Source organism: Trinickia sp. NRRL B-1857 (genome assembly GCF_050470685.1).
In the GTDB taxonomy this organism is placed as follows: Bacteria; Pseudomonadota; Gammaproteobacteria; order Burkholderiales; family Burkholderiaceae; genus Trinickia.
The window spans coordinates 649,793-673,962 of sequence record NZ_JBFLUK010000011.1; the positions used below are offsets into that span (position 1 = coordinate 649,793).

13 protein-coding genes are annotated in these 24,170 nt (G+C 63.8%); 6 read left to right on the top strand and 7 right to left on the bottom strand.

Annotated features, from left to right (window positions below; genetic code table 11):
- Positions 1-218 precede the first annotated feature (218 nt).
- Together AB1286_RS24010 and AB1286_RS24015 are read left to right on the top strand one after the other, a co-directional pair.
- Positions 219-1,031, top strand: coding sequence for a response regulator (locus AB1286_RS24010; RefSeq protein ID WP_430365736.1), 813 nt, complete (start codon positions 219-221; stop codon positions 1,029-1,031).
- Positions 1,018-3,324: a sensor histidine kinase gene (locus AB1286_RS24015; RefSeq protein WP_430365737.1), complete on the top strand. Its 2,307-nt coding sequence runs from the start codon at positions 1,018-1,020 to the stop codon at positions 3,322-3,324. Before AB1286_RS24010 ends, AB1286_RS24015 begins: the two co-directional genes overlap by 14 nt.
- 25 nt (positions 3,325-3,349) lie before the next feature.
- On the opposite strand, the gene AB1286_RS24020 is transcribed toward AB1286_RS24015, so the two are convergent.
- The 3 genes from AB1286_RS24020 to AB1286_RS24030 all read right to left on the bottom strand — a co-directional run bounded on the left by AB1286_RS24020 (position 3,350) and on the right by AB1286_RS24030 (position 6,542).
- Positions 3,350-4,096 carry a cytochrome P450 gene (locus AB1286_RS24020; RefSeq protein WP_430365738.1) on the bottom strand — a complete coding sequence of 249 codons (747 nt, stop codon included), beginning with the start codon at positions 4,094-4,096 and terminating at the stop codon, positions 3,350-3,352.
- A 539-nt stretch (positions 4,097-4,635) separates the two neighbouring features.
- The gene (locus tag AB1286_RS24025; protein WP_430365739.1) at positions 4,636-5,595 is read right to left on the bottom strand and encodes a LysR family transcriptional regulator; all 960 of its coding nucleotides are present in this window, start codon (positions 5,593-5,595) and stop codon (positions 4,636-4,638) included.
- 68 nt (positions 5,596-5,663) lie between these two features.
- Entirely contained in the window at positions 5,664-6,542 is an 879-nt protein-coding gene (locus AB1286_RS24030) for an MBL fold metallo-hydrolase (protein ID WP_430365740.1), read from the bottom strand.
- Positions 6,543-6,793: 251 nt separating this feature from the next.
- On the opposite strand from AB1286_RS24030, the gene AB1286_RS24035 reads away from it, so the two are divergent.
- The 4 genes from AB1286_RS24035 (at position 6,794) to pbpC (ending at position 17,712) form a co-directional block, all read left to right on the top strand.
- Positions 6,794-7,813 (top strand): succinylglutamate desuccinylase/aspartoacylase family protein, encoded by a 1,020-nt coding sequence (locus AB1286_RS24035; protein ID WP_430365741.1) that lies wholly within the window; start codon positions 6,794-6,796, stop codon positions 7,811-7,813.
- Positions 7,814-7,862: 49 nt separating this feature from the next.
- Positions 7,863-9,200, top strand: a complete 1,338-nt coding sequence (locus tag AB1286_RS24040; RefSeq protein WP_430367299.1) for an MFS transporter — start codon at positions 7,863-7,865, stop codon at positions 9,198-9,200.
- A 108-nt stretch (positions 9,201-9,308) separates the two neighbouring features.
- A complete protein-coding gene (locus tag AB1286_RS24045; RefSeq protein WP_430365742.1) occupies positions 9,309-15,371 on the top strand; it encodes an alpha-2-macroglobulin family protein in 6,063 nt (2,020 codons plus the stop codon).
- Positions 15,372-15,387: 16 nt separating this feature from the next.
- On the top strand, positions 15,388-17,712 hold the full coding sequence (gene pbpC, locus AB1286_RS24050; RefSeq protein WP_430365743.1) for a penicillin-binding protein 1C: 2,325 nt from the start codon (positions 15,388-15,390) through the stop codon (positions 17,710-17,712).
- Here pbpC and AB1286_RS24055 read toward each other — a convergent pair.
- From AB1286_RS24055 to AB1286_RS24070, 4 genes are all read right to left on the bottom strand, one after another.
- A complete protein-coding gene (locus AB1286_RS24055; RefSeq protein ID WP_430367300.1) occupies positions 17,706-19,049 on the bottom strand; it encodes an MFS transporter in 1,344 nt (447 codons plus the stop codon). The genes pbpC and AB1286_RS24055 overlap by 7 nt on opposite strands.
- Before the next feature lie 259 nt (positions 19,050-19,308).
- Entirely contained in the window at positions 19,309-20,553 is a 1,245-nt protein-coding gene (locus AB1286_RS24060) for an MFS transporter (RefSeq protein WP_430365744.1), read from the bottom strand.
- Between the two features lie 167 nt (positions 20,554-20,720).
- Positions 20,721-22,874, bottom strand: coding sequence for an ATP-binding cassette domain-containing protein (locus tag AB1286_RS24065; protein ID WP_430365745.1), 2,154 nt, complete (start codon positions 22,872-22,874; stop codon positions 20,721-20,723).
- A complete protein-coding gene (locus AB1286_RS24070) occupies positions 22,871-24,100 on the bottom strand; it encodes a sugar ABC transporter substrate-binding protein (protein ID WP_430365746.1) in 1,230 nt (409 codons plus the stop codon). Before AB1286_RS24070 ends, AB1286_RS24065 begins: the two co-directional genes overlap by 4 nt.
- Between the last annotated feature and the right edge of the window lie 70 nt (positions 24,101-24,170).

Consider the following 24,170-nt stretch of genomic DNA (forward strand, 5'->3'; position numbering starts at 1 on the left):
GCAAATGCGTTTGATCGAGGGAAAAAGTTGATGGCGCACCGAAATGGGGCAAAATAGGCGGTCCGCCCCCAACGCTCGGTGGTTCGGCGCCTAGCTTGGGCTGCGCCCGCACGCGAATAGACGATGAGAAAGCAACAGTCAATCGGAAAAACGCTAATTTTTTCGTAGATTTTTCGATTACCTGGCAAAATGTCGCATCCGTTTTTCGACCCCCGCATATGTTGCACAGCCAGTCCGTACTTAGCGATGCGCATATCCTGATCGTCGACGATCAGCCGGATCAGTTGCGGCTGTTAATCGACGTTCTGCGCAATGCCGGGTGCCGGATTAGTATCGCTTTCGATGGATCCCAGGCCTATCAACGCGCACTGGCGATTTCACCGGATTTGATATTGATGGATGTGCGGATGCCGCGTATGAGCGGATTCGCGGCCTGCCGCCTCCTGGCGGATACGCCGGAGACCCGCGCGATTCCGATCATCTTCTTGACGGCTGCGGGCAGTCTGGATGAGCGGCTGGAAGGTCTCGACATCGGCGGCGTCGATTACATTTCGAAGCCGTTCGAGCCGGCCGAGGTCTTGGCGCGAATCCGCGTTCATCTAGGCCGGGCCACGAACAAGCATGGCCAAGAGCCGGCGCATACGCCCGTCTCCGAGTCGTCCGGGAACAACGTCATCGTTCGGGCGGCCATTCGGCACTTGTCCGCACGATTGAACGATCCGCCCACGGTCGAACAATTGGCGCGCTTAGTCGGCACGAACGAAAAGCGGTTGTCGCGCGCGTTTCGCGAAGATTTAGGCCAGACGGTCTTCGAATATCTGCGAGCCGAACGCTTACGTATCGCCCAGCGATTGCTCACCACGACCTCGTTGAGTGTCGCCAATATCGCCGAGGAAATCGGCTTTTCGAGCGCGGCCAATTTCGCGACGGCCTTCCGCGATCGATTTGGCGTCACGCCGTCGGCTTATCGCGACGAGCGGCAGGTACAGGATGTTCCGCCGGCTCAGGAGCCGTGCCTTGATCGCACGTAAGGCCGCGATGTCCGCGCTGGCATGGCTGCGTTTCGTCATGCTTGTGCTTATCGCTTCGGCAACGTGTGCGTTCGCGGGCAGCCCCGATTCAATCGCGCAACCGGAGGCTACGGCGCCGAAGCTGGCACACACGCTGGCATTCGAAGACGTATCGGCGCGGATGGGCCTGGGCGACATCATCGCGCTGCCTACCGGCAAACCGGGAGGTTTTGTCGCGGTCGGATCGGATGGGATCAAGCCCGGCTTCTCCCGATCGGCATGGTGGTGGCGCGCCGTCGCTCGTAACGGCGGTACGGCGCCGGCATCGCTTGTTCTAGCGCTGCGCGAGCCGCGGCTCGAGAACGTGGCGTTCTACCTCGAACGCGGCGGTCGTTGGGAACGCGAGCAGGCCGATTCCACATCCCGCTATCCGTTATTGCGATTCACGCTTGCCCCCGGCGAGCAAGTCGGCATCCTCATTCGAGAAACGGGCGATGCCGCGTTGACATTGCAGCCGCAGCTTTTTTCGCCGGCCGAATACGATACGTTGGACAGACGCGAAACGCTGTGGTGCGGCGCGTTGATCGGCGGGTTCGTGGCGCTCGCATGGAGTGCGCTGCTGATTGCGTATTTCTCTCGCAGCGTCGCATTTCTCCTGCTCGCGGCTTTATGTTCGACGACCGCATTGTATGAAGCGTCCCTGCGCGGCTATACGAAGCTGTATCTATGGCCGCATGCCGCCGAGTGGAGCGCCCGCAGCGTGCCGATCTTCGGCTGCGTGTCCGTTCTGTTGTTTCTCATGTTCATTTTGAACATCGCGCGAGGCGAAAAGACCAATGTGCCGGCGCGGCGGATCTTGGTTGCTTTCGCGGTTTTGGAAGGTGTTTGTGCGGCGGGGTCCGCGTTCGGCGATCTGCACGTTTTCGATCAGGCCGCGCTTGCCGTCAACGTAGTGCTAGGCATCACCGAACTGGGCATCGCAGCCGTGCTCTCGCGGCGTCGAACGCCTACCGCACGGCTGATGCTCATGACGGTCGGCTTCGGTGTCTTCAACTTCGCTTTGCATGTGGCGGAAGCGCTCGGGGTGTTCGCCAAAGACCTGGCTTGGCTCAATTCCGATATCCACCCGAACCCGATCGTCGCCGCGGTCGGGTTGGCCACCCATCTCGTCGTGCTGGCGGCGTGGGTCGATCATGTCGGCCGGCAACGGCAGGCGGCGCGCGAGGAGCTCGTGCAATGGCAATCGAGCGAACAGGAGCGCTTGCGGCACGAAGTGGCGCAGCGCACGCTTGCGCTGAACGACGCGTTGCTCGATGCGCAGGAAAAGAACCGTCAGAAAATCGAAACGCTTGGTTATGTGAGTCACGATCTTCGCGCGCCGCTGGCAACGATCGCAAGCTATGCGAAGCTGCTGCACAGCAAGGCCGATCCGCGCCAGAGTTCGTTGATTCTCGCAATCGAACGCAGCGTGAACTATCAGTTGGGCCTCATCGACGACTTGGTCGGATACGCGAAGGCCGAGCTTCGGCCGTTGGATATCGCGCCGTCCGAGACCGATTTGCCGGCACTGCTGAACGACATCGCCGAATATTCGATTGCCTTGTGCGGGCAGTTGAACAACCGGTTCTTCTACCAGGCACTGACTTCGCTGCCGCGTTGGCTCACGATCGACGGGCGTCGATTGCAGCAAGTGTTGCTCAATCTGCTATCGAATGCCTCCAAGTTCACGCGTGACGGCGTGGTGATGATGACGGTACGGGCACGCCGTGAAGGCGCGCAATGGTCGATCGGATTCGAGGTCGCCGATACGGGCATCGGTATGGACATCGACGGTCGATCCAACCTCGTGTCCGCATTGAGGCAGATGGAAGCGGTCAACGGCACGACGGGCCTCGGTCTCGTCATCGCTCAGCGCATCGTCGAGATGATGGGCGGCGAGCTGCGTGTGTCGAGTGCGCCGCGGCAGGGCACCTCGTTCTCGTTCGAGATCGTTGCGGCCTCCGTACACGGGGTAAATGCGAAAGCGACCGAGACGGTCCCCTATTCCTCGTTGAGCGCGGGCGTAAGACCTAAACGGCCTTCGAAGCAGCACGATGCCGATGCTCCGCCAGCCGAGGATCGTCTCGTATTGGCCGCGCTTGCAAAGGACGGGCGCATGACCGATATCGAGCGATGGATCGACAGCATGAGCGAAGCGCGGCCTGCCTATGCGGCATTCTTGGCCGATCTGCGCTCACGCCTCGACGCGCTTGATTTCACCGGCATCGAGACGCTTGCGGGTGGCGATCGCCGGGCCGTCGAGATCGGTGTCTAACGGTATCGATCGGCCCTGCGGAAATTCAGGCTGTATGACTCCCGAGGAAGTTAAATACCGGAATGCGGGCGTTCGACGACGGCTGATAAGTCCAACGCAGTGCGGGATCGGCAAAGTCGAATCCGCTTCGCACGAGGGCGGCGACGACGCCTGACGCGATTGCGCGCGCGATCGCTTCGCCCGGGCATGCATGGCGGCCCGCACCGAAGCCCGGCAACAACGTCTGTTGCGGGCGATCCAGGATAAAGCGTTCCGGCGCCTCGAACGATGCCGCGTCTCGGCTGGCCGCGGCCAGCAGCACGAGTACGACGTCGCCGGGTTGCAGCGTCACGCCTTCTATGCAGATGCTCTCGCGCGGGAAACGGCGCGTGTTCTGAACCGCCGGGTCGAAGCGGGCGACTTCCCGCACGAAGGCATGGACGTCGGCGGGCGATTCGCGCAAACGCGCAGCGAACTCGGTGTGCGTGGCGAGCGTGACGATACTGTTGCCGATGAGGCCGGCGGTGGCGTCGAACGTTTGCGAAAACAAGCCGAGCAGGTTCGATACCAACGCATTCGGCGTTTCCGCGTCGGCCTCAAGCCCGCCCGATAGGATTCGCTCGAGCAGCGGCGATGCATTGGCGCCGGCTATCGTCAGCGCATGGAGTTTCGCTTGCAGCGTAGCGGCGGCTTCGTGTGCGCGATCGAGGGCGTCGGGCGGCGATAGCGGGGAAAGGCAAGCTACGAATTGTCGTACGGTCGCCTCCAGCGCATCGTCCGGTTGCAAGCCCACTAATTCGGCAACGATGCGGACCGGGAGCGCGAACGCCAATGCATCGAGTCTCGCGGCGTCTCGCGTGCCGCTGCGCTCTATCGCGGCGGCGGCATGGCGGCTTGCCGATTCGAACACCTTGGCAACATCCACACCGCTGAGCCCTTTAACGAGTGCGCTGCGCGCCACGCGGTGGGTGTCGCCCTCGTTCATGCGCGCCAGTCGCGCGAAGACTTCGCCCGCCGGTGCGCCGGCAATCGCGCGCGGCACGGGCTCGCTGACGGGACGGACTGTCAACCGCTCGTCGTCGAGTACGGCCCGAACGGTGTCGGCGCGAGCCGCGATCCAAACCTTCAATGTTTCGTCACGTACGAGCGGCGCATGCTTGCGAAGCGCCGCATAGTAAGGGTAGGGGTCCGGATGCGTGAGGGCTTGAATGGGATCGGCGGGAACGGGGTGCGTCATCGATGCCTCGGTAATGAAGGTATGCGGGCAGTGTAGGCCGCTTGCCCGACGCCATGCTTCAGTGTGTGATGAAACGTGGCGTAACGGCGCCGCCGTCAGTTTGCCGTTCGCTTCGGCTTCGCGCCGTTCGATTTGAGCGCGTCGATCAGGCGCGCGAGGGCGGGGTTGTCGTTGCTCGCCATGTAGGCGAACGACAGCGGCAGTCGAACCGGGAACGACTTGAGCGCGACGAACTTGACGCGCACGGGGGCGCGCGAGAGGTTTGCGCTGTTGACGAGCGCGGCGCCGATACCGGCCGAAACGAGCGAGAGTATCGCCGATTCCGTCGGTTCTTCCTGCGTCACGCGCAACGTGAGGCCGCCCTCGCGACAAGCAGCGATCAGCGTGTCGTAGTAGGCGGGGTACACGTGCCGGGGGAACGCAACGATCGGCACGTCGCGCAATGCGTCGAGCGAGACCGAGCGGCGTGCCGCCAGCGGCCAATCGTTGGGGACGGCGAGTACGACCTCGTGCTTGGCGAGCACGATCGTGCGGATGCCGGGCGGCGTATCGCCGAACGCGTAGACGAAGCCGGCATCGAGCGAACCCGATATCAACCCTTCGTACTGCTGGGGCGTATTCAACGACGAGACTTCGATCGCCAGATTCGGGTGATTGCGTTGCAGCGCGCGCAAGGCATCGGGCACGGGGCCGTCCCAACTCGCGTTATCGTTGACGCCTAGCCGGAGCGTGCCCGATTCGCCGCTCGAAAAGCGTTTGACGGCGATGGTCGCGCCTTGCACGGCCGCTATCGCCTTGCGCGCTTCATGCAAGTACACCTCGCCGGCCGGCGTGAGTTCGGCGCCGCGTGCCGTGCGCTTCAATAGCGTGGCACCGAGTATCGCCTCCAAGTCGTGAATCTGCCGCGTGATGGCCGGCTGGGTGATGTTGATACGTTCGGATGCCAGGCGAAAGCTGCCTGATTCGGCCACGGCGATGAAATAGCGCAGGTGGCGCAATTCGATTCGGTTGTTGCTCGGTATCGCTTCGAATGAGCTGTCGATGAGCTCTCGCATGGCGGCAAATCCGGTGGGCTGTGACGTTGACGGCATTGTAAGCGGCGTCTTCGTCACAAAGCGCGAGGTTACGCGAACCGCCACACGAAATCGCCGTTCTCGCCGCGCGTGATTCGGCCGGCGGAGGAGCCCCCGAAGTGCGACGTGAATACCTGTGCCTCGTGATCGGCGGCGTATTCGAAGATGCGCCTGCGCGAAGCGGATGCTTGGGCCCGATCGGCGCAGAACGATGAACTCCAATCGGGCTTGAGCACCTGTATCGGATGATGCACGACATCGCCCCAAAATAGCGCCCGCTCTCCCTCCGAGGCAATTTCGATCGACATGTGTCCCACGCAATGGCCTGGTGTCGGCATGAAACGGATGCCGGGCAGATACGTTCCGCCCTCGTCGGCGATTTCGTCGGCCAAGCCGGCTCGAATCACGGGCAGCACGCTGTCGTCGAACACCATCATGCGATCGGCCGCCGCAGGCGTCTCGTAGTAAGCGCGCTCGGCCGCCGCGAAGACATAGCGGGCATTCGGGAACGTAGGCACCCACTCGCCGTCGACAAGACGCGTATTCCACCCCACGTGGTCGACGTGAAGATGCGTGATCAGCACGAGGTCGACGTCCTCGGGCTGCACGCCCGCGGCGGCGAGGCGCGCGAGATAAGGCGTGTCGAGTTGATGAAATATCGCGCCGAAGGGGCGGTCCTTGCCGTTGCCGCAACCGGTATCGACGAGAATGACTCGGCCGTTCAACCGAACGACCCACGTGTGCACACTGAGTTGCGCCGACGTCAGTGCCGCGTCCGCATGCTCGGGTAAGAGCCACGATGCGTTCGCCCGCCACAGCGATGCGTCCAAGTCGGGAAAGAGGCGGGCGGCGTCGATACCGAACGTCTGCTCGGTCACGCGTGTGATCGTCGCGGCGCCGACTCGGTAGGTGGTGGATTGCGTCGACATGTCGTTCTCCCAGGACTTTTGCGCTCGTATCGGTTTGATGTTGCGGCTTAGGCGATACTTTGCCGCATTTCAATCGATGCCGTCCAATAACTTTGGACGCGGATCACGATGCCTATGAGGCATCGCCAAAGCCGATGCCTCATAGGCATCAACGTGCGCATGATCGGCATTGGAAATATCGGTCTGCCTCTCCGATAGTCAAGCTTCGACAGCGCATCGCATGCGTTGTCTACCTTTCTCGGAGACACGCTATGGCCGCCGCAGCCAATCCACGCAGCTTGATTCAATGTTCCCTCGATTTCGACGCGCCGGGATTCAACACCGGCACGTTGAAGGTTCCTTACTCGCACGACCGATCCGCCTATGGCCACATCCCGATTCCGATCGCCGTGTTGAACGGAGCGCCGGGGCCGACGGTGCTGCTGACCGGCGGCAACCACGGTGACGAGTTCGAAGGCCCGCTCGCCTTGATGAAGTTGCTGCAAACGCTGCCGCTCGAATCGATCCGCGGACGGTTGATCGTCATTCCCGCGCTGAATTTCCCTGCTTTCCTAAAGGGCCGGCGGACGTCGCCCATCGACGGTTGCAATCTGAATCGCGTCTTCCCGGGCAATCGAAACGGTACGGTGACCGAAATGCTTGCGCATTACGTCGATACCGAACTCTTTCCGCTCGCCGATATCGCGGTGGACCTTCACGCGGGCGGCGCTTCGTTCAATCATCTGCCCATGGTGCTCGCCTCGCTGCCGTCCGATCGACGCCGGCACGACGAATACATTCGTCTGATCGATGCTTTCGGCGCGCCGCATACGATGGTGATGGATCTGCTCGGCGAAGACCGCACGTATGGCGCGGCCGTCGAGCGGCACGGCAAGCTGTTCGTTTGCGGCGAGTTCGGCGGTTTCGGCACGTGCAACATCGAGGGACTGTCGATTGTCGAGCATGGTGTGGCTCGTCTGCTGCATGCGGCCGGCGTCATCGACGCCCCGGACGTGCCGACGCCCGGCGCAACCCGGCTGCTGCGCGTGGAGGGGGCGCGGCATTACGTATTTGCGCCCGAGCATGGGGTCTTCGAACCGATGTTCAAGCTCGGCGATCGCGTGCGGGCGGGTCAAGCGGCGGGGCGGCTGTTCAATCCGCATGCGCCGTGGCAAGCGCCTCGCGTGTTGCGGTTCGAAGCGGACGGGATGGTCGTTTGCGCCCGCTCGTTCACAGGCGTGGAACCGGGCGATTGCATCGCGCTTTCGGCCAGCGATGCGCAATGGTCCTGACGGACTTCGAATAACAAAATATTAAATTGGAGACGATACGATGAACCGCATGCCCCTGACATCGAACTTAGCGCTGAACGAGGAGGTCTCGTTGACCGCACCTCGCAGCGCGTATGTCGTTTTTGTTTTCTTTCTGTGCTTTGTTTTCTCTTATATCGACCGGCAAATCGTCAGCATCCTCGTGCAGCCGCTCAAACTCGCGCTGCATCTGTCGGACGCGCAGATCGGTCTACTGCAAGGGATGGCGTTTACCGTTTGCTATGCAACGGCCGGCGTATTCGTCGCGCGGCTCGTCGACCGATCGAACCGCGTGAGATTGATTGCCGTCTGCGTGGCGATATGGGCGATCTCGACGGCCATGTGCGCGACGGCGCACAGCTTTACGGAATTGCTGATGTGGCGCGCGGGCACTGCGATTTCCGAGGCCGGACTCAGTCCCGCCGCGCTGTCGATATTTAGCGATCTATTTGTGCCGCGCAAAGTGTCGCGCGCGACGAGCGTGTTCATGCTGGGACCGTATATCGGCGGTGGGGTCGCGCTGTTGGGCGGCGGCGCGTTGCTCGATTGGACGGCAGGATCGGGCGCGGTGCAAGCGCTTGCTGCTTTCTCACTGGCGCCATGGCAACTGGCCTTTGTCGCGGTCGGCTTACCGGGCTTGTTGCTCGCAGCGCTCGTGGCCGTCACGATACGCGAGCCCGCGCGCCGGATCGAGGCGGGCGGCGAGGAAGACATACCGAACATGAAAGCGGTGCTCCGAGAAATCACGGTAACGCATCGTTTCTGTATTCCGTACTTTCTCGGTTATACGGCGCTGATATTGTTGTTTTACGCCTACTCCGCATGGTTTCCGACGCTTCTGATTCGTACGTTCGGATTGGCGGCGGGCGAGGTGGGACGGATGGCCGGTCCCGCTTATATGTCCGGCGGCGTCGCGGGCGTGGTGAGCGCCAGTATGTTGGTGCGCCGGGCGATCGATGCCGGCGCACTCGAGAAAGCGCTTCGCATCGCGACGTTCGCGGCGTTCGCGTTGATCCCGGTGGCGCTGGCCGCGCCGTTGTCGAAGGCCCTGAGCGCCGCGCTGATCGCCTATGGTCTTTGCGCCTTCACCGCCAGCATCGTCATGGCATTGGCGCCCGTACCCGTGCAACTGGCGCTTCCTAATCGCATGCGCGGTCGAGCGATCGCGATTCTCGTCTTTCTGACCAACACCGTTGCCGGCGGGCTCGGGCCGCTGGCCGTAGGCGCGATCGCCGATCGGCTGGCGCTCGGCGCGCACGGCCTTGCGATCGCGCTCGCGACAGTCGGCGGCATGGCGGCGGTTGCCAGCGCGCTGCTCTATCTAGCGGCAACGCGATCGGTAAAGCTTAGCCGTTTAAGGAATTCCTAATATTCAAAAATTCACAAAGCGGGCATTGCCGCAAACGGGAGTTGACGCGCAACTCGGTTAGAATCGCCCCCAATTGGAAAAAGCAAATTAAATCTGGGAGCGTCCGTGATGCAACGCGGCACGATTGAACGTACAAGCAAATGGGTTGCCGCGGCGGTTGCGGCCATGGGGCTCCTGGCCGCAACTACGTTGCGCGTCGATGCAGCCCGCATCACGCAAGTCTCGCCGCAGGGCACGGTGGCGAAGGTCCGGCAAGTGCTCGTGAAATTCGACGAGTCGATGGTGGCCTTCGGTTCCCCGAGCCTGCCCGCGCCCGCGGCGATCAAATGCAACGATCCCTCATCGAGCGCGGGCCAATCGCGTTGGATCGACGATAAGACATGGGCATGGGATTTCACGGCCGACCTTCCCCCCGGCGTGGCCTGCTCCATCGATCTGAAAGACGGATTGAAATCGTCGGCCGGTACGGCCTTGACCGGGCCGAAGCACTACGCATTTCAAACCGGCGGTCCGTTCGTGCAAAGTATCCGGCCGTACGGCGACACGATCGAAGAGAATCAAACGTTCGTTTTGCGTTTGAACGGTCCCGCCACCGATGCATCCGTGCTAGGTCATATCTGGTGCGAATCGAGCGGGCTCGGTAATCGCATTCCGGTCAAGGACGTCGATGCGCAGACGCGTACTTCGCTGCTCAAGCATTTCGGCTTGCAAAAGGATGCATCGCGCGTGCTGACGCTGCAATGCCAAGCGGCTCTGCCCTCGGGTAAAAAGGCTCAGCTCGTCTACGGCAAGGGGGTTGCGAGCCCGAGCGGGATCGCGAACGACGTCGAGCGCCGCTTTGACTTTTCGGTCCGCAATCCGTTCGCCGCCGATTTCACCTGCGAACGCGAAAACGCCAAAGCGCCGTGTACGCCGCTGCGTCCGTTGCGCATCCAGTTCAATGCGTCGATCTCGCGCGCCGACGCCGAGAAAATCCGCATCAAAGGCCCCGACGGCGACATCAAGCCGACTTTTGCCGACGACGATAAGGGCCCCGAAACCGACAAGGTCGAGTTCGCGGCGCCGTTGCCCGAGCGTGCCGATCTCACGATCGTGCTGCCGTCGGATCTAAAGGATGTTAGCGGTCGCGCGCTGTCGAACGCCGATATGTTCCCGCTCAAGACGGCGACGGCCCCGTTGCCGCCGCTCGCGAAGTTTTCCTCGGGTACGTTCGGCATCATCGAGCGTTTCGCCGAGCCCGGGATGCCGGCGCTCGTGCCCGTCACCCTGCGCAACGTCGAAGCCGATTTGCATATTCGCGGGTTGAACGCGGGCACGGCCCAGTTCACGACGCTCAACGTCAACTCCGATGCCGACATCGTGCGCTGGATGCACAACGTCGATCAGTTCGACGCCTATTCGATGACGCGCGCGGAAATCGAAAAGCAGATACCGGGGTTGTTGCGGCACAATCCGCATCCCGTCATTGCACGTCAATCGGGCGATGCGGCCGACGACGATTCGGCCGGCACCCAGAACGCCAAGAATGCGTTGATCGACGTGCGCTCGCTGTCGCTGCTCGCGGGCCAGCCGGGTGTCCAAACGTTGACGCTGCCGAAGGCCGACCCTTCTAAATTGCGTCCGTTCGAAGTAGTCGGCGTGCCGATCGCGAAGCCCGGCTTCTATGTCATCGAGCTGTCCTCGCCGGCGCTCGGCGCGTCGCTGCTCGGTAAGTCCGCGCCGATGTATGTGCGCACGGCCGTGCTCGTCACGAACCTCGGCGTGCACTTGAAGATGGGCCGCGAGAACAGCCTAGTTTGGGTCACGACGCTCGACAAGGGCGAGCCCGTGGCGAACGCGGCGGTTCGCGTCACGGATTGCAACGGGGCGCAAGTCGCCGCCGGCAAAACCGATGCGCACGGCGTGTTGAATATCGACGGCCGGTTGGCTACGCCGCCCGTCTGCAAGGGCAGCTTCGACGGCTTTTTCGTTTCCGCGCGCATCGACGATCCGAAGACGGGCCCCGACATGGCGTTCGTGCGCTCGGATTGGAATCGCGGGATCGAAGCGTGGCGGTTCAACGTCCCGACCGATACGAGCCGCGAGAGGACCGTTCGTGCGCATACGGTATTCGATCGCACGCTGTTGCGCGCGGGCGAAACCGTCTCGATGAAGCATTTCATCCGTGCCGAAACGATGCACGGGTTTGCGTTTCCGAAGACCTACCCCAGCCGTTTGACGATCCGCCACCTCGGCAGCGGTCAAACGTGGCATTTCCCGCTCGAGTGGGCCGCCGATCACACGGCCGACTCGACCTTCACGATCCCTGCATCGGCCAAGCTTGGCGAGTATGACGTTTCGCTCGACGACGGCAATGCCGGCGCGAATGAACGTGCATCGGGCGAAGACACGTCCGATGCGCAAGACTCGCCCGGGACGACCTACGATACGGGCAGCTTCCGCGTCGAGGAATTCCGTTTGCCGGTATTCAAAGGCACGATCGCCGTGCGCGACGAGAAGGCGCATCCGCTGGTGGCGGCCGAGCAGGCGCCGCTCGCGCTGCAGCTCGACTATATGTCGGGCGGCGGCGCCTCCGGGTTGCCGGTTCAGATCTCGGCGTTGATGACGACGACGACCCCCTCGTTCGCCGACACGTATGCCGATTTCAGTTTCGAGCCCTACGTCAAGCCGAAAGAGGACGAGGCGTCGTCGCCTTCCGACGATGAGGCTCAAACCCAGCAGCAAGCGAACGACGATTCGTCCAAGCTGATCGCCGACAAAGAACCGCTGACGCTCGACCGCAATGGAGCGGGTTCGTTCGTGCTGAAGAACCTGCCGCATGTCGATGCGCCCAAGCACCTTCAACTGGAAGCGACATTCGCCGATCCGAACGGCGAAGTGCAAACGATCAGCGGCGGCGCGACGCTTTGGCCCGCGGCGGTCGTGGCGGGCGTGAAGTCGGGGCAATGGGTATCGGTGGGCAACACCGTGCCGGTCCAAGCGCTTGCGCTCGACCTGCAAGGCAAGCCGCGCGCGGGCGTGCCGCTCGACGTGCATGCGATTGCGCGCATCACGATTTCGACGCGCAAGCGGATGGTCGGTGGATTCTATGCCTATGACAACCGGACCGAAACCAAGGACCTCGGCACGCTTTGCAGCGGTAAGAGCGACGACCATGGCTTGTTGCATTGCGACGCCAAGCTGAAGGAGGCGGGCAACGTCGACCTCATCGTGACGGCGAAAGACGGCGACGGCCATGCCTCCACGGCGACGACGTCGGTATGGGTCACGCGCGAGGACGAGCTCTGGTTCGGCGGCGAGAACACGGACCGCATCGACGTGCTGCCTGAAAAAACCTCGTATCAACCGGGGGAGACGGCGCGCTTCCAAGTGCGCATGCCATTCCGCTTCGCCACGGCGCTCGTGGCCGTCGAGCGGGAAGGGGTGATCGAGACGCACGTCGTCAAGCTCGACGGCAAGGACCCCACCGTTTCGCTGAAGGTTCAGCCCGATTGGGGGCCGAACGTCTATGTGTCGGTGTTGGCTCTGCGTGGCCGTATTCACGAAGTGCCGTGGTACTCGTTCTTCACGTGGGGCTGGAAGGCGCCGCTCGAATGGGTGCGCGCGTTCTGGTACGAGGGTCGGCAGTACGAGGCGCCCACTCCGCTCGTCGATTTGTCGAAACCGGCCTTCCGCTATGGGTTGGGCGAGATCAAGGTGGGGACGGCGGACCATAAGCTCGCCGTGACGGTCGTGCCCGATGCGAAGACGTACACCGTGCGCGGTCACGCGCACGTGAAGTTGCGCGTTCAACTGCCGGGCGGCAAGGCGGCGCCGGCAGGCACGCAAGTCGTCGTGGCGGCCGTGGACGAGGCGCTGCTCGAACTGATGCCGAACGATAGCTGGGATTTGCTGGGCGCAATGCTGCAACGGCGCGCCTACGGTGTCGAAACCGCGACCGCGCAAATGGAGATCGTGGGGCGCCGCCATTTCGGTCGCAAGGCCGTGCCGGCCGGCGGCGGAGGCGGACACAGCCCGACGCGCGAGCTGTTCGATACGCTGTTGGCCTGGAATCCGCGCGTGACGCTCGATGCGAACGGGGAGGCGACGATCGACGTGCCGCTCAACGATTCGCTGACGAGCTTCCGCATCGTCGCGATCGCCGCTGTCGGCGAGGGGATGTTCGGCACGGGCAGCACGTCGATTCGTAGCACGCAAGATCTGCAACTGATTTCGGGTTTGCCGCCGCTCGTGCGCGAGGGCGATCGCTTCCGCGCTCAATTCACGGTGCGCAACACGACGGGCCGCGCGATGAAGGTGGTCGTCACGCCGGACGTACCGGGCCTAACGCTTCCGGCGCAAACCGTCGATGTCGCGGCGGATTCCGCGCGCGAAATCGCGTGGACCGTGACGCCGCCCGACGGCCTTTCGGAATCGACGCCCGCCGCGCTCAGTTGGAACGTGGCGGCGGCCGAGCAGGGCGGCCCGCATGCGAGCGATGCACTGAAGGTGACGCAGCGTGTGGCGGCAGCCATACCGGTCACCGTTCAACAAGCGACGCTCACGCAGGTGGACGGCTCGTTTACGCTGCCGGTGTCGGCGCCGGCCGATGCGACGGCGACGCAAGCGGGAACGCTGCGCGGCGGCATCGCCGTATCGTTGCAGCCGAAGCTGTCCGAAGGCTTGCCGGGCGTGCAGCGCTGGTTCGAGCGCTACCCGTACGGCTGCCTCGAACAGCTGACGTCGCGTGCGCTGGGCATGACGGACGTCGTGCAATGGCAAGCCGTGCTGGCGCGGATGCCGGTCTACCTCGATCGCGACGGGTTGGCGAATTACTTCCCGCCGAGCGACGATAGCGGCGATACCGGCAGCACGACGCTGAGCGCGTACCTGCTCGCGGTAACCGACGAAGCGGCCAAGGCCGATGCGCGTTTTGCGCTGCCCGACGACATCCGCGCGAAGCTCGAAGGCGGCCTCGCGAATTTTGTCGAAGGCAAAATCAAACGCAACGTCTGGGCGCCGCGGCAGGATCTGGACTTGCGCAAGCTCGCGGCGATCGAAGCGCTATCGCGCTACGGTGCGGCGCGCCCGAGCATGCTCGAGTCGATCGAGATCGCGCCGAATCAATGGCCGACCTCCGCCGTACTCGACTACTACGCGATTCTCTCGCGCATGAAGGATGTCCCGCGACGCGACGAGAAGCTGGCTCAAGCCGAGCAGATCATCCGGGCCCGTTTGACTTATCAGGGCACGCGGCTGACGTTCTCGACGGCCGACAGCGACGATCTATGGTGGTTGATGACGGGCTCGGAGACGAATGCGGCGCGCACCGCGTTGACGTTCGTGAACGTGCCGGGGTGGAAGGACGAGATGCCGCGTCTCGTGGCGGGTCTGCTTGCGCTGCAAAACCACGGCGCGTGGTCGACGACGACCTCCAACCTCTGGGGTGAACTCGCGATCCAAGCCTTCTCGCGCACGTTCGAAAGCACGCCGGTGACGGGACAGACCAAACTCGACTTCGGCGCGACCTCGAAGACGGTGGCGTGGAATCAGCCGCCCGCGGCGAGCGCGAATCCCGCATCGGCCACGCCGGTGACGAAGACGGCGAACGTACGCGGCGAGTTGCTGCCGTGGCCGGCGCAGGCGCGCAGCGGGCCCGTCGCGTTGACGCTCACGCAGCAGGGTACCGGCAAGCCGTGGGCGACGATCGAAAGTCTGGCCGCCGTTGCGTTGAAAGCGCCGTTCTCCGCGGGGTATCGGATTACGAAGACGGTCACGCCGGTTGATCCGGCGGTCAAGGGTGTCTACACGCGAGGCGACATCGTGCGCGTGCATCTGGATATCGATGCGCAGTCCGACATGACGTGGGTGGTCGTGAACGATCCCGTGCCGGCGGGCGCGACGATTCTCGGCTCCGGGCTCGGTCGCGATTCGCAGGCGGCGACGGCGGGCGAGAAATCGCAAAACGACGGTGCATGGCCCGCGTTCGTCGAGCGCGGTTTCGATGGCTACCGCGCTTACTACGAGTTTTTGCCGAAGGGTAAGCTTTCGATCGAATACACGATCCGGTTGAACAACGCGGGTACGTTCGGTCTGCCGCCGACGCGCGTCGAGGCGCTCTACGCACCTTCGACGTTCGGCGTGCTGCCGAACGCGGACGTGACGGTGCAGATGCCGGCGGCGAAGCAATAGGCGTAAAGGAATGTCGATGCAATCGAAGCGAGGCGCGTGGACGGTGCGCGCCGTGCTCTGCGGCGTGCTGATCGCGCTAGCGCCGTATGCTCAGGCGCTGCCGAGCTTTGCGCAAGTGCGCGCGCAATGGCGCAGTTCCGATTGGCTGCTCCTCGCGCGCGACGGCGAGCCGATCGAGCGGACGCGTATCGACAAGAAGGAACGGCGCGGCGATTGGGTCGCGCTCGCCGACGTGTCGCCGGCGCTCAGAGAGGCGATCGTCGTCTCCGAAGACAAGCGCTTTTACGAGCATAGCGGCGTCGATTGGCACGGCGCGGCCGCGGCCGCGTGGGCGAATTTGTGGAATACGCGCACACGTGGGGCCTCCACGGTCACGATGCAATTGACAGGACTGCTAAGCGATGTGCCGGAGCGCTCCGGGGGGCGGTCGATCGTGCAGAAGGCGGGGCAGGCGGTCAGTGCGCTTTGGCTCGAACGATCCTGGCGTAAGGATCAGATTCTCGAAGCCTATTTGAATCTCGTGCCGTTTCGCGGCGAGACCATCGGTTTATCCGCGCTGTCGCTGACGTTGTTCGGCAAGGCCCCATCGGGGCTCGACGAGCGCGAAGCGGCGATTGCGGCGGCGCTGATTCGCGCGCCGAATGCACCCTACGCGAAGGTCAGCGACCGCGCCTGCCGCATCTTGCGCGACATGTTGGCCCCGGAGCGTTGCGAGAATCTGGAAAGCTACGTGCAACTGGCCTTTGCGCGCCCCGCCCCGCCCATGCTGACGGTGTCGCCCGACGCCGAATCGTTGGCTCCGCATTTTGCGCGGCGCATCGCGGGCGAAGTGCAGCCCGCGCCGGGCGCGCGCATCGTGACGACGCTCGATGCAAGGCTGCAACGGTTTGCGACCGATACGCTCAGGAGAACCTTAGCCGAGTTGAACGCGCCGGCTCATGCACGCAACGTGCACGACGGCGCGGTGGTTGTGCTCGATAACGCAACGGGCGACGTGCTCGCATGGGTGGGATCGTCGGGCGGGTTGTCGAGCGCCCGCGATGTCGATGCCGTCTTGGCGCGGCGCCAACCGGGGTCGACGCTCAAGCCGTTTCTTTATGCGGAGGCGATCGACGAGCGCCGTTTGACGACGGCTTCGCTGCTCAACGACTCGCCGCTGGATCTCGATGCGGGCGGTGGGCTCTATATTCCGCAGAATTACGATAAGGACTTCAAGGGCTGGGTCAGCGTTCGCACGGCGCTCGGCTCGTCACTGAACGTGCCTGCCGTCCGCACGATCGTGATGGTGACGCCGCATCGCTTCGCCAAGACCCTAACGGCGCTCGGCATGCCGCTCGCGCAAAACGGAAACTACTACGGCTATTCGCTTGCGCTCGGCAGTCCGGACATCACGTTGCTCTCGCTGACGAACGCTTACCGGGCGCTGGCCAACGCCGGCGTCGCCACCCCCACGCACGATTTGCCCGTGCAGACGGGCGTGCATGGTCAACGCAATGCCGACGCACCGCGCCGCGTATTCAGCGCCGATGCCGCGTACATCATCACGACGGTTCTCTCCGACAACAACGCGCGAACGCGCACGTTCGGCTTCGATAGCCCGCTCGCGACGCGCGTTTTTTCGGCGGTGAAGACGGGTACGAGCAAGGACATGCGCGACAACTGGACCATCGGGTTCACGTCGCGCTATACGGTGGGCGTGTGGGTGGGCAATGCCGAAGGGGACGCGATGTGGGACGTTTCCGGGGTGACGGGCGCATCGCCGATTTGGGCGGCCATCGTCGAGTATTTGCACCGTCGCGTGCCGAGCACGCCGCCTGTCGCGCCACCAGGTGTCGTGCAAATGCGCGTCTCGTTCGAACGCAATGTGGAGCCGCCTCGCAATGAGTGGTTCCTAAAAGGCACCGAGATGTCGACGATCAGTTTAGCGGCCGATGCGAGCGGTGCATCGGCGCGTTCGACCTCGTACACGCCGCCGCATTCGGACAACGTACAAAGCGCCGCCCCCGGTATCGGCTCGCCCACGGACGGGACCGTGTTCGCGCTCGACCCCGATATTCCGGCGGCTCGCCAACGTATCGTCTTCGAGCGTGTCGGCGGGGCATCGACGCGTAGCGCCTGGCGTTTGGACGGGAAGATGCTCGGTCACGCGGAGCGCGTGCTTTGGCTGCCTTGGCCCGGCCGCCATGTGCTGGAACTCGTGGACGCCCAAGGCACGAGCGTCGACAAAGTGCGCTTCGAAGTGCGCGGCGCGAGTGTGCGCGGCGCCGCACCGTCTTCCGCACCTCACGGACGGCCGGCGAAAGCGCCGGCTCAACCGCACGTCGCCGCGACGACTCAGTAACCGGTCCGCAGCCTGTCGCCGGCGTTGCTCGCCAAGCCGACATAGCCCCAGATCGAAACGAGCGTCAGCAACCCGGCGCTGAGGAACGCCAAGCGAAAGTCGCCCAATGTGAATGCATGACGGGCGCCTTCGCCGTTCAATGCCGCGGCGGCGCGCAGTGCAAGCGCGCCGAACGCGATGCCCAAGCCGGTTGCCATTTGCGCCGAGGCGTTCCAGAGCGTATTGGCGGCGCTCATTTGCGGTGACGGCACGTCGGCGTAGGCGAGCGTTGCCATCGTCGAAAACTGCATCGAGCGCGTGATGCCGTAGATCAGCACGACGAAAAGCGTCCAAGCAAGCGGCTCGGACGGCGTCAACAAACCGCACGCGATCGTCGACAGGCCGCAAATCGTACAGTCGATGATGGCCACGCGCTTGAATCCGTAGCGCTGCAAAATCGACGTCGTCAGCGCCTTCATGCCGAGATTGCCGATCGCGCTCGCGAGCAGTAGCAGACCGGATTGAAAGGCCGATAGCCCAAAGCCGATCTGAAATAGCAGAGGCATGAGGTAGGGCACAGCGCCGATGCCGATCCGCGTGATCGAGCCCGTGACGACCGTGACGGAAAACGTGGGAATGTTCAGCGTGGCGATATCGATGAGCGGATGGGCGTGCCGGCGTGCATGCCGGAACGCGACGGCGCCGATCGCCACGCCGAACGCGACCAGCGAGAGACCGACGAGCGGGGGCGTGCCGGGCTGACTGGCCAAATCGGCGCCGTATAGGATCGACGTCAACGTGAGGCCGCTCAATGCGAGGCCGGCCAGATCGAGCGGGCGGCGTTGTTCGCCGCGCAGATTCGGCACCCATGCCGCTACCGCGCACAGCACGGCCAGACAAACCGGTACGTTCAATAAAAAAATCCAGCGCCACGATGCGTACGTGGTGATAAAGCCGCCGAGCGGCGGTCCGACGACAGGGGCGGCGATACCGGGCCACGTGATCGTCGAAATGGCTTGCATGAGGCGGCTTTTATCGGTGCTGCGCACGACGATCAGGCGTCCGACGGGGACCATGAGCGCGCCGCCCATGCCTTGCAGCACGCGCGCGGCCGTGAACTCGACGACGTTATTCGATAGGCCGCACAGCACGGATGCCACGGTGAATACCACGATCGCCGAAAAAAAGACGCTGCGAGAACCGAATCGATCCGCCACCCAGCCGCTGACGGGGATGAAGATCGCGAGCGCGATCATATAAGCGCTCATCCCGAGGCTCAGCGCATTCGGGCTGATCGCGAAGGCATGCGCCATTTGCGGCAGCGCCGTTGCGATGATGGTGGTGTCGAGGTACTCCATGAAGAACGTCGCCGCAACGACGTACGGTAGCGGGCCGAGCGCGTGCCCGCCGACCGGGCCGCGCGGCTTCGAGGATGTTTCGTCGCTTTGCCGTAGAGCCGTTGTTCGAGGCGAATCGCGCCGTATTTCGGTCTTGTTCATTGTGACGGTTCGAGTTGCACTTTTTTCTAAAAAGCGGACGGGGGTCCATTTAATAGAAATGTTGTGTCGCATGCAACCATTATGGGTAACATTGTACACGGCGCAATTTGTCGAATTTCTAATCGTCGGCGGCGAGCGCATTGCCGTCGCGGCTTCGTTCCGTCGCCAATGCGCGCACCGCGACGCAGGTTGCCGCGAAACCGGATGCCGCGCCCACGAGGATAGCCCAGCGCGGCCCGCCATGATCGGCAACCCAGCCGACGATAGGGGCACCGAGCGGAGTGCCGCCCAGCGTGACGGCGAGCCGGATGGCCATGACGCGTCCGCGCATCTCGGGTTCGGTCGATAGCTGCATCAAGCTGTTGGTCGTGGTCAAAAATATCAACGAGGCGATGCCGATCACGACGAGTGCCGCGCCGAACGTCCAATACGTAGGCGCCAAGGCCGCGACGGCGCAGCCTAGCCCGAACACGGCCGACGAGACGAGTTGCGAGCGGAAGCGAGGCCGGCTGAAATGCGCGCTCGAAAACGCGCCGGTGACGGTGCCGATGGCCATCATCGACGACAGCGCGCCATATCGGCTCGCGCCCACGTGGAAGACGCTGACGGCCATCGTCGAAATGAAGATCGGAAAATTGAGGCCGAACGTGCCGATCAAGAACAGCATGATCAGCGTGGCTTTTAGATCGGGACGGGCCCAGACATAGCGAAATCCGGCGGCGAGTCCGCCGCGCGTGCGCGCGGTTCGCGGCGCGCCGCGCAATTCGTGCGTGCGCATGAAACACAAGGAAACCAATACGGCGGCGAACGACAACCCGTTCAGTACGAAAGCCCACCCGGTATCGACCGAAGCAATGATGAATCCGGCAACGGCGGGGCCGACCATCCGCGCGAGATTGAACGACGTCGAATTAAGTGCGACGGCGTTAGGCAATTCGGCGTCGCCCACGAGCTCGGACACGAACGTTTGACGCACCGGCGAATCCATGGCCGTGGTGCATCCGAACAAAAAAGCGAACACGTAGACATGCCATAACTGCACGACGCCCGCGATCGTCAACGCGCCGAGCCCGAGCGCCAGCGCCCCTTGTGCGGCTTGCGTCAACATGAGCAGTTTGCGCCGGTCGAAATGGTCGGCCGCGAAGCCGCTGACCGGCAGCAGCAGCAACTGCGGACCGAATTGCAGCGACATGACGATGCTGACCGCGGACGCGCTGTGATGCGTGAGCCCGGTCAAGACGAGCCAATCTTGCGCCGTGCGCTGCATCCACGTGCCGATGTTGGAGACGATCGCGCCGCTTGCCCAAACCCGATAATTGAAGTACTTCAGTGAACGAAAGACGCCCGTCACGACCTCGCTCATGCTGATCCCTTCCCCGAAATGTTCGCCTCGTACGCGGCGGTGAGCGATTGGGCGCGAGAAAGCAGGGCGAGTTCCGGCGAGACGTGGGGCATGGGGCGCGTTCCGGCGACGGGTTCCAGCATCAGGGAAAGGGGCCGCGAACAAGGTCGGCGGCCGCCGACCGACGATTATCGCGCGATCTGCCCTCGGCGGCGTACGACCACGTCGACGAAGATCGACGCCAGCAAGACGACCGCCGTCGCCATCAACTGAATCGCGGCGGGCAAGCCGAGCAACGCCATCCCATTGACGATCGCCGCGATCACGACACCGCCCAGCACGGCATGCAACGGTTTGCCCCGCCCGCCGAAAAGACTCGTGCCGCCGATGACCGCGGTCGCGACGACATAGAGCACGATCGTGCCGCCGTCGAAGCTCGTCGAGATGGACCGGAGCCGCGAGGCGTAGACGATGCCGCCTATGCCGGCGGTCAACGCGCCGAAGCAAAACGCGAGCGTGCGAATGCGCGCAAGGTCGATGCCTGCGCGATGCGCCGCTTCCGCGTTGCCGCCGATCGCATAGATGTAGCGGCCGAATCGCGTGCGCCCGAGCAGGAGCGACCAGGCGACGAGCACGCCGAAGACGATCGGGATGACCCAGGGCATGCCGCGCAGCGGGAACGCGCTGACCCCGCGATCGACGTTCGTAACGATGCCGAGCGTGACGCCCGCGGCGCCCGCCCCAAGGATTTTGAGCGCGGTGACCGCACGCGGCGGGACGACGAGGCCGTCGCGGCGGCATCGGCGATCGCGCAACAACGTGGATGCGGCGTAGACGGTCACGGCGAGCGCGATGAGCGCCCATCCTCCCGCGGGGCTCAGCGTGCCGTTCGCGAGACCGTTGATCGTTTCATCGGGGATCGGAATGGTGCCGCCGGTGCCGAGTAGCTGGATCATGACGCCTTGTAAGCCGAGCAGTCCGGCAAGCGTGACGACGAACGAGGGCAATCTGAGCCGGGTGATCAACGTACCTTCGAACGTGCCGAGCGTGGCCGCGGCCGCCACCGCGGCCGCCACCGCCGCCCACCACGGCCATCCGACGTCGGGCTGCACGAGTTGCGTGACGACGGTCGCGCCGATACCCGCCACGTAGCCGAGCGAGAGGTCCATTTCGCCGAGCAGCAGCACGAAGACGGCGCCCATGCCGATCAGCATGAAGACGGAGCCTTGGACGAGCAGGTTGACGAGGTTGCCGGCGGACAGAAAGCGGGCGTTCTCGATTTGAAACACGACCGCGATAAAAACGACCCCGAGCACTACAGGCAATACGCCGCTCTCGCCGGCGAGCAGGCGAGAGCGCCACGCTCGCCCATACTCGACCAATTTCTCGCGCTCGCCTTCCGCTTCGGTTCGGTCTGCCGCGATCGTGCCTAGGGGCGCACGATTGGGCGAATTGGGCGGCGCGAGCGGCTCGGCAATCTCTTGCGCATCGGATGCATCGGATGCGCCGATCGTCTCCGCTCGCATCGGAGCGGGTACGAGAGGCCGAGGGCGAGCCACGGCGGTGCCCAACGTCATGAGTTCGACGACTGTCTGCGGATCGAGCGCGGCGACGTCGTCGACGCGGACGAGCTTGCCTAAACGCAGGATCGCCAGCCGATCGGCGACCTCGAAGATATTGCCGAGATTGTGCGAAATCAGGATGACCCCGAGGCCTTGGCCGGCGAGGCGGTGTACGAGTTCGAGCACCTGATGAGTCTGCGCGACGCCGAGCGCGGCGGTCGGCTCGTCGAGAATGACGAGCTTCGAATTCCACATCACGGCCTTCGCGACCGCAACGGCCTGCCGCTGCCCTCCCGAGAGGGCGCCCACCGTTTGCCGGATCGAGCGCAGCGTCGAAACTTGCAGGCCGGAGAGGGTCGCCGCCGCGGCGCGTTCCATGGCGTCTTCGTCGAGCAGTCCGCGCCGCAGGCGTTCGCGCCCGAGAAACATGTTCTGCACGACGTCGAGGTTGTCGCACAGCGCCAGGTCCTGATAGACGACCTCGATGCCGAGCGCGGCCGCATCGCGCGGATTGCGAATATGGACCGGGCGCCCTTGCCATCGAATCTCGCCGGCGTCGGGCGTGTAAATGCCCGAGACGCATTTGATCAGCACCGATTTGCCGGCGCCGTTATCGCCGACGAGCGCCGTGACCTTCCCGGCCGGCACGTCTAGGTCGACGCCGTCCACCGCTTGCACGGCACCGAAGTGCTTCTCGATCCCGTGCAGTCGAAGCAGCGGCTCGGCACTCGCATCGATCGGTGACGAATCGTCCACGAGCGGCACCGCGGTACGGCTCAATGCGCGATGCCGGCGTCGCGGCATCCGGCCGACGAGGCGCCCGCGCATAGCTTCGCAGCGTCTACGAAGCGGTCTTTGACGACGGTCGCCGCCATATTTTTCGGCGTCACCCAGACGGGCGTCAGCAAAACCGAGGGCACGTCGCTTTTTTGCATGCTGTCGCTCGTCGTCCCGTTCACGAGCGACGACGGCGGCTCGGCGCCCGCGCGCAGATAGATCGCCAGGGCGGCCGCCGCTTGCGCTTCGAGGTAGATCGGTTTGTACACGGTGCCGCATTGATAGCCGGCGAGGATGTTCTGCAAGCCGGTTAGGGTGGCGTCTTGCCCCGTTGTCGGAAACGTGCGCGGCGGCACGTGCAGCGTCTTCAGATAGGAGATGACGGCGTTGGCATTGTCGTCGTTGGGCGTGACGACGGCATTCATGTTCGGGTGCGCCGTGTATTGCTGCTCGAACGTCGTGCGGGCCGTTGCCGGATCCCATGTTCCTGCGGGTTCGCCCACCTTGGCATAGCGTCCCGAATCGAACGACGGCTGCAATACGCCGTTATACCCCTGCGCGAAAAGCGTCGCATTGTTATCCGTCGGCGCGCCGCGCATGACGAGAATCTGCGGCTTGTCGATCTTCCAGGCCGTCAAGCAGGCGTTCATCCCTTCGCCGATGAGCCGGCCGACGGCCACGTTATCGAAACTGACGTAGTAACCGCGGCTGCCGCCGAGGGTTAGCCGGTCGTAGTCGATAACGGGAACGCCCCGCGAGCGCGCATATGATTCGATCGACGCGCCGACCCCCGATGAGATCGGGTCCACGAGAAGCACCGTCGCGCCTTGCGCGATAGCCGATTGGGCTTGCGTCAGCTCGTTCGACTCGCTTCCTTGGGCATTCGTGACGATGAATTGTTCGCTGCCGAGGCCCGCCGCCTCGAATGCACGCGTGAGGTAAGGGGCGTCGAACGACGTGTAGCGCGCGGAGGTGGTGGTCTCGGGAAGCAGGACGCCGATCTTGCCCTTGCCGCGAGCGGCGAGCGGTCGCAACGCCGCCATGGCGGAAAAGTCCGCCGAGAACGCGTTTGCCGACAGCGCCGGTGTTTGAGCGGGCACTTGCGATGAGAGCAGGGCGCAGGCTAGCGCGGCGAAACACAACAGTGAACGCGCTGTAGTCGGCGGTTCGGAATGTGCGATAGCGCGCATACACCGCTGCGCGCGATCGGGGTTTCGATTCGTTGTCATGTCTCGCTCCACTCTTGGATTCTTTGCCGATACGCGTGCATCGCGTACCTGACATCGTGCGATCAAGGGG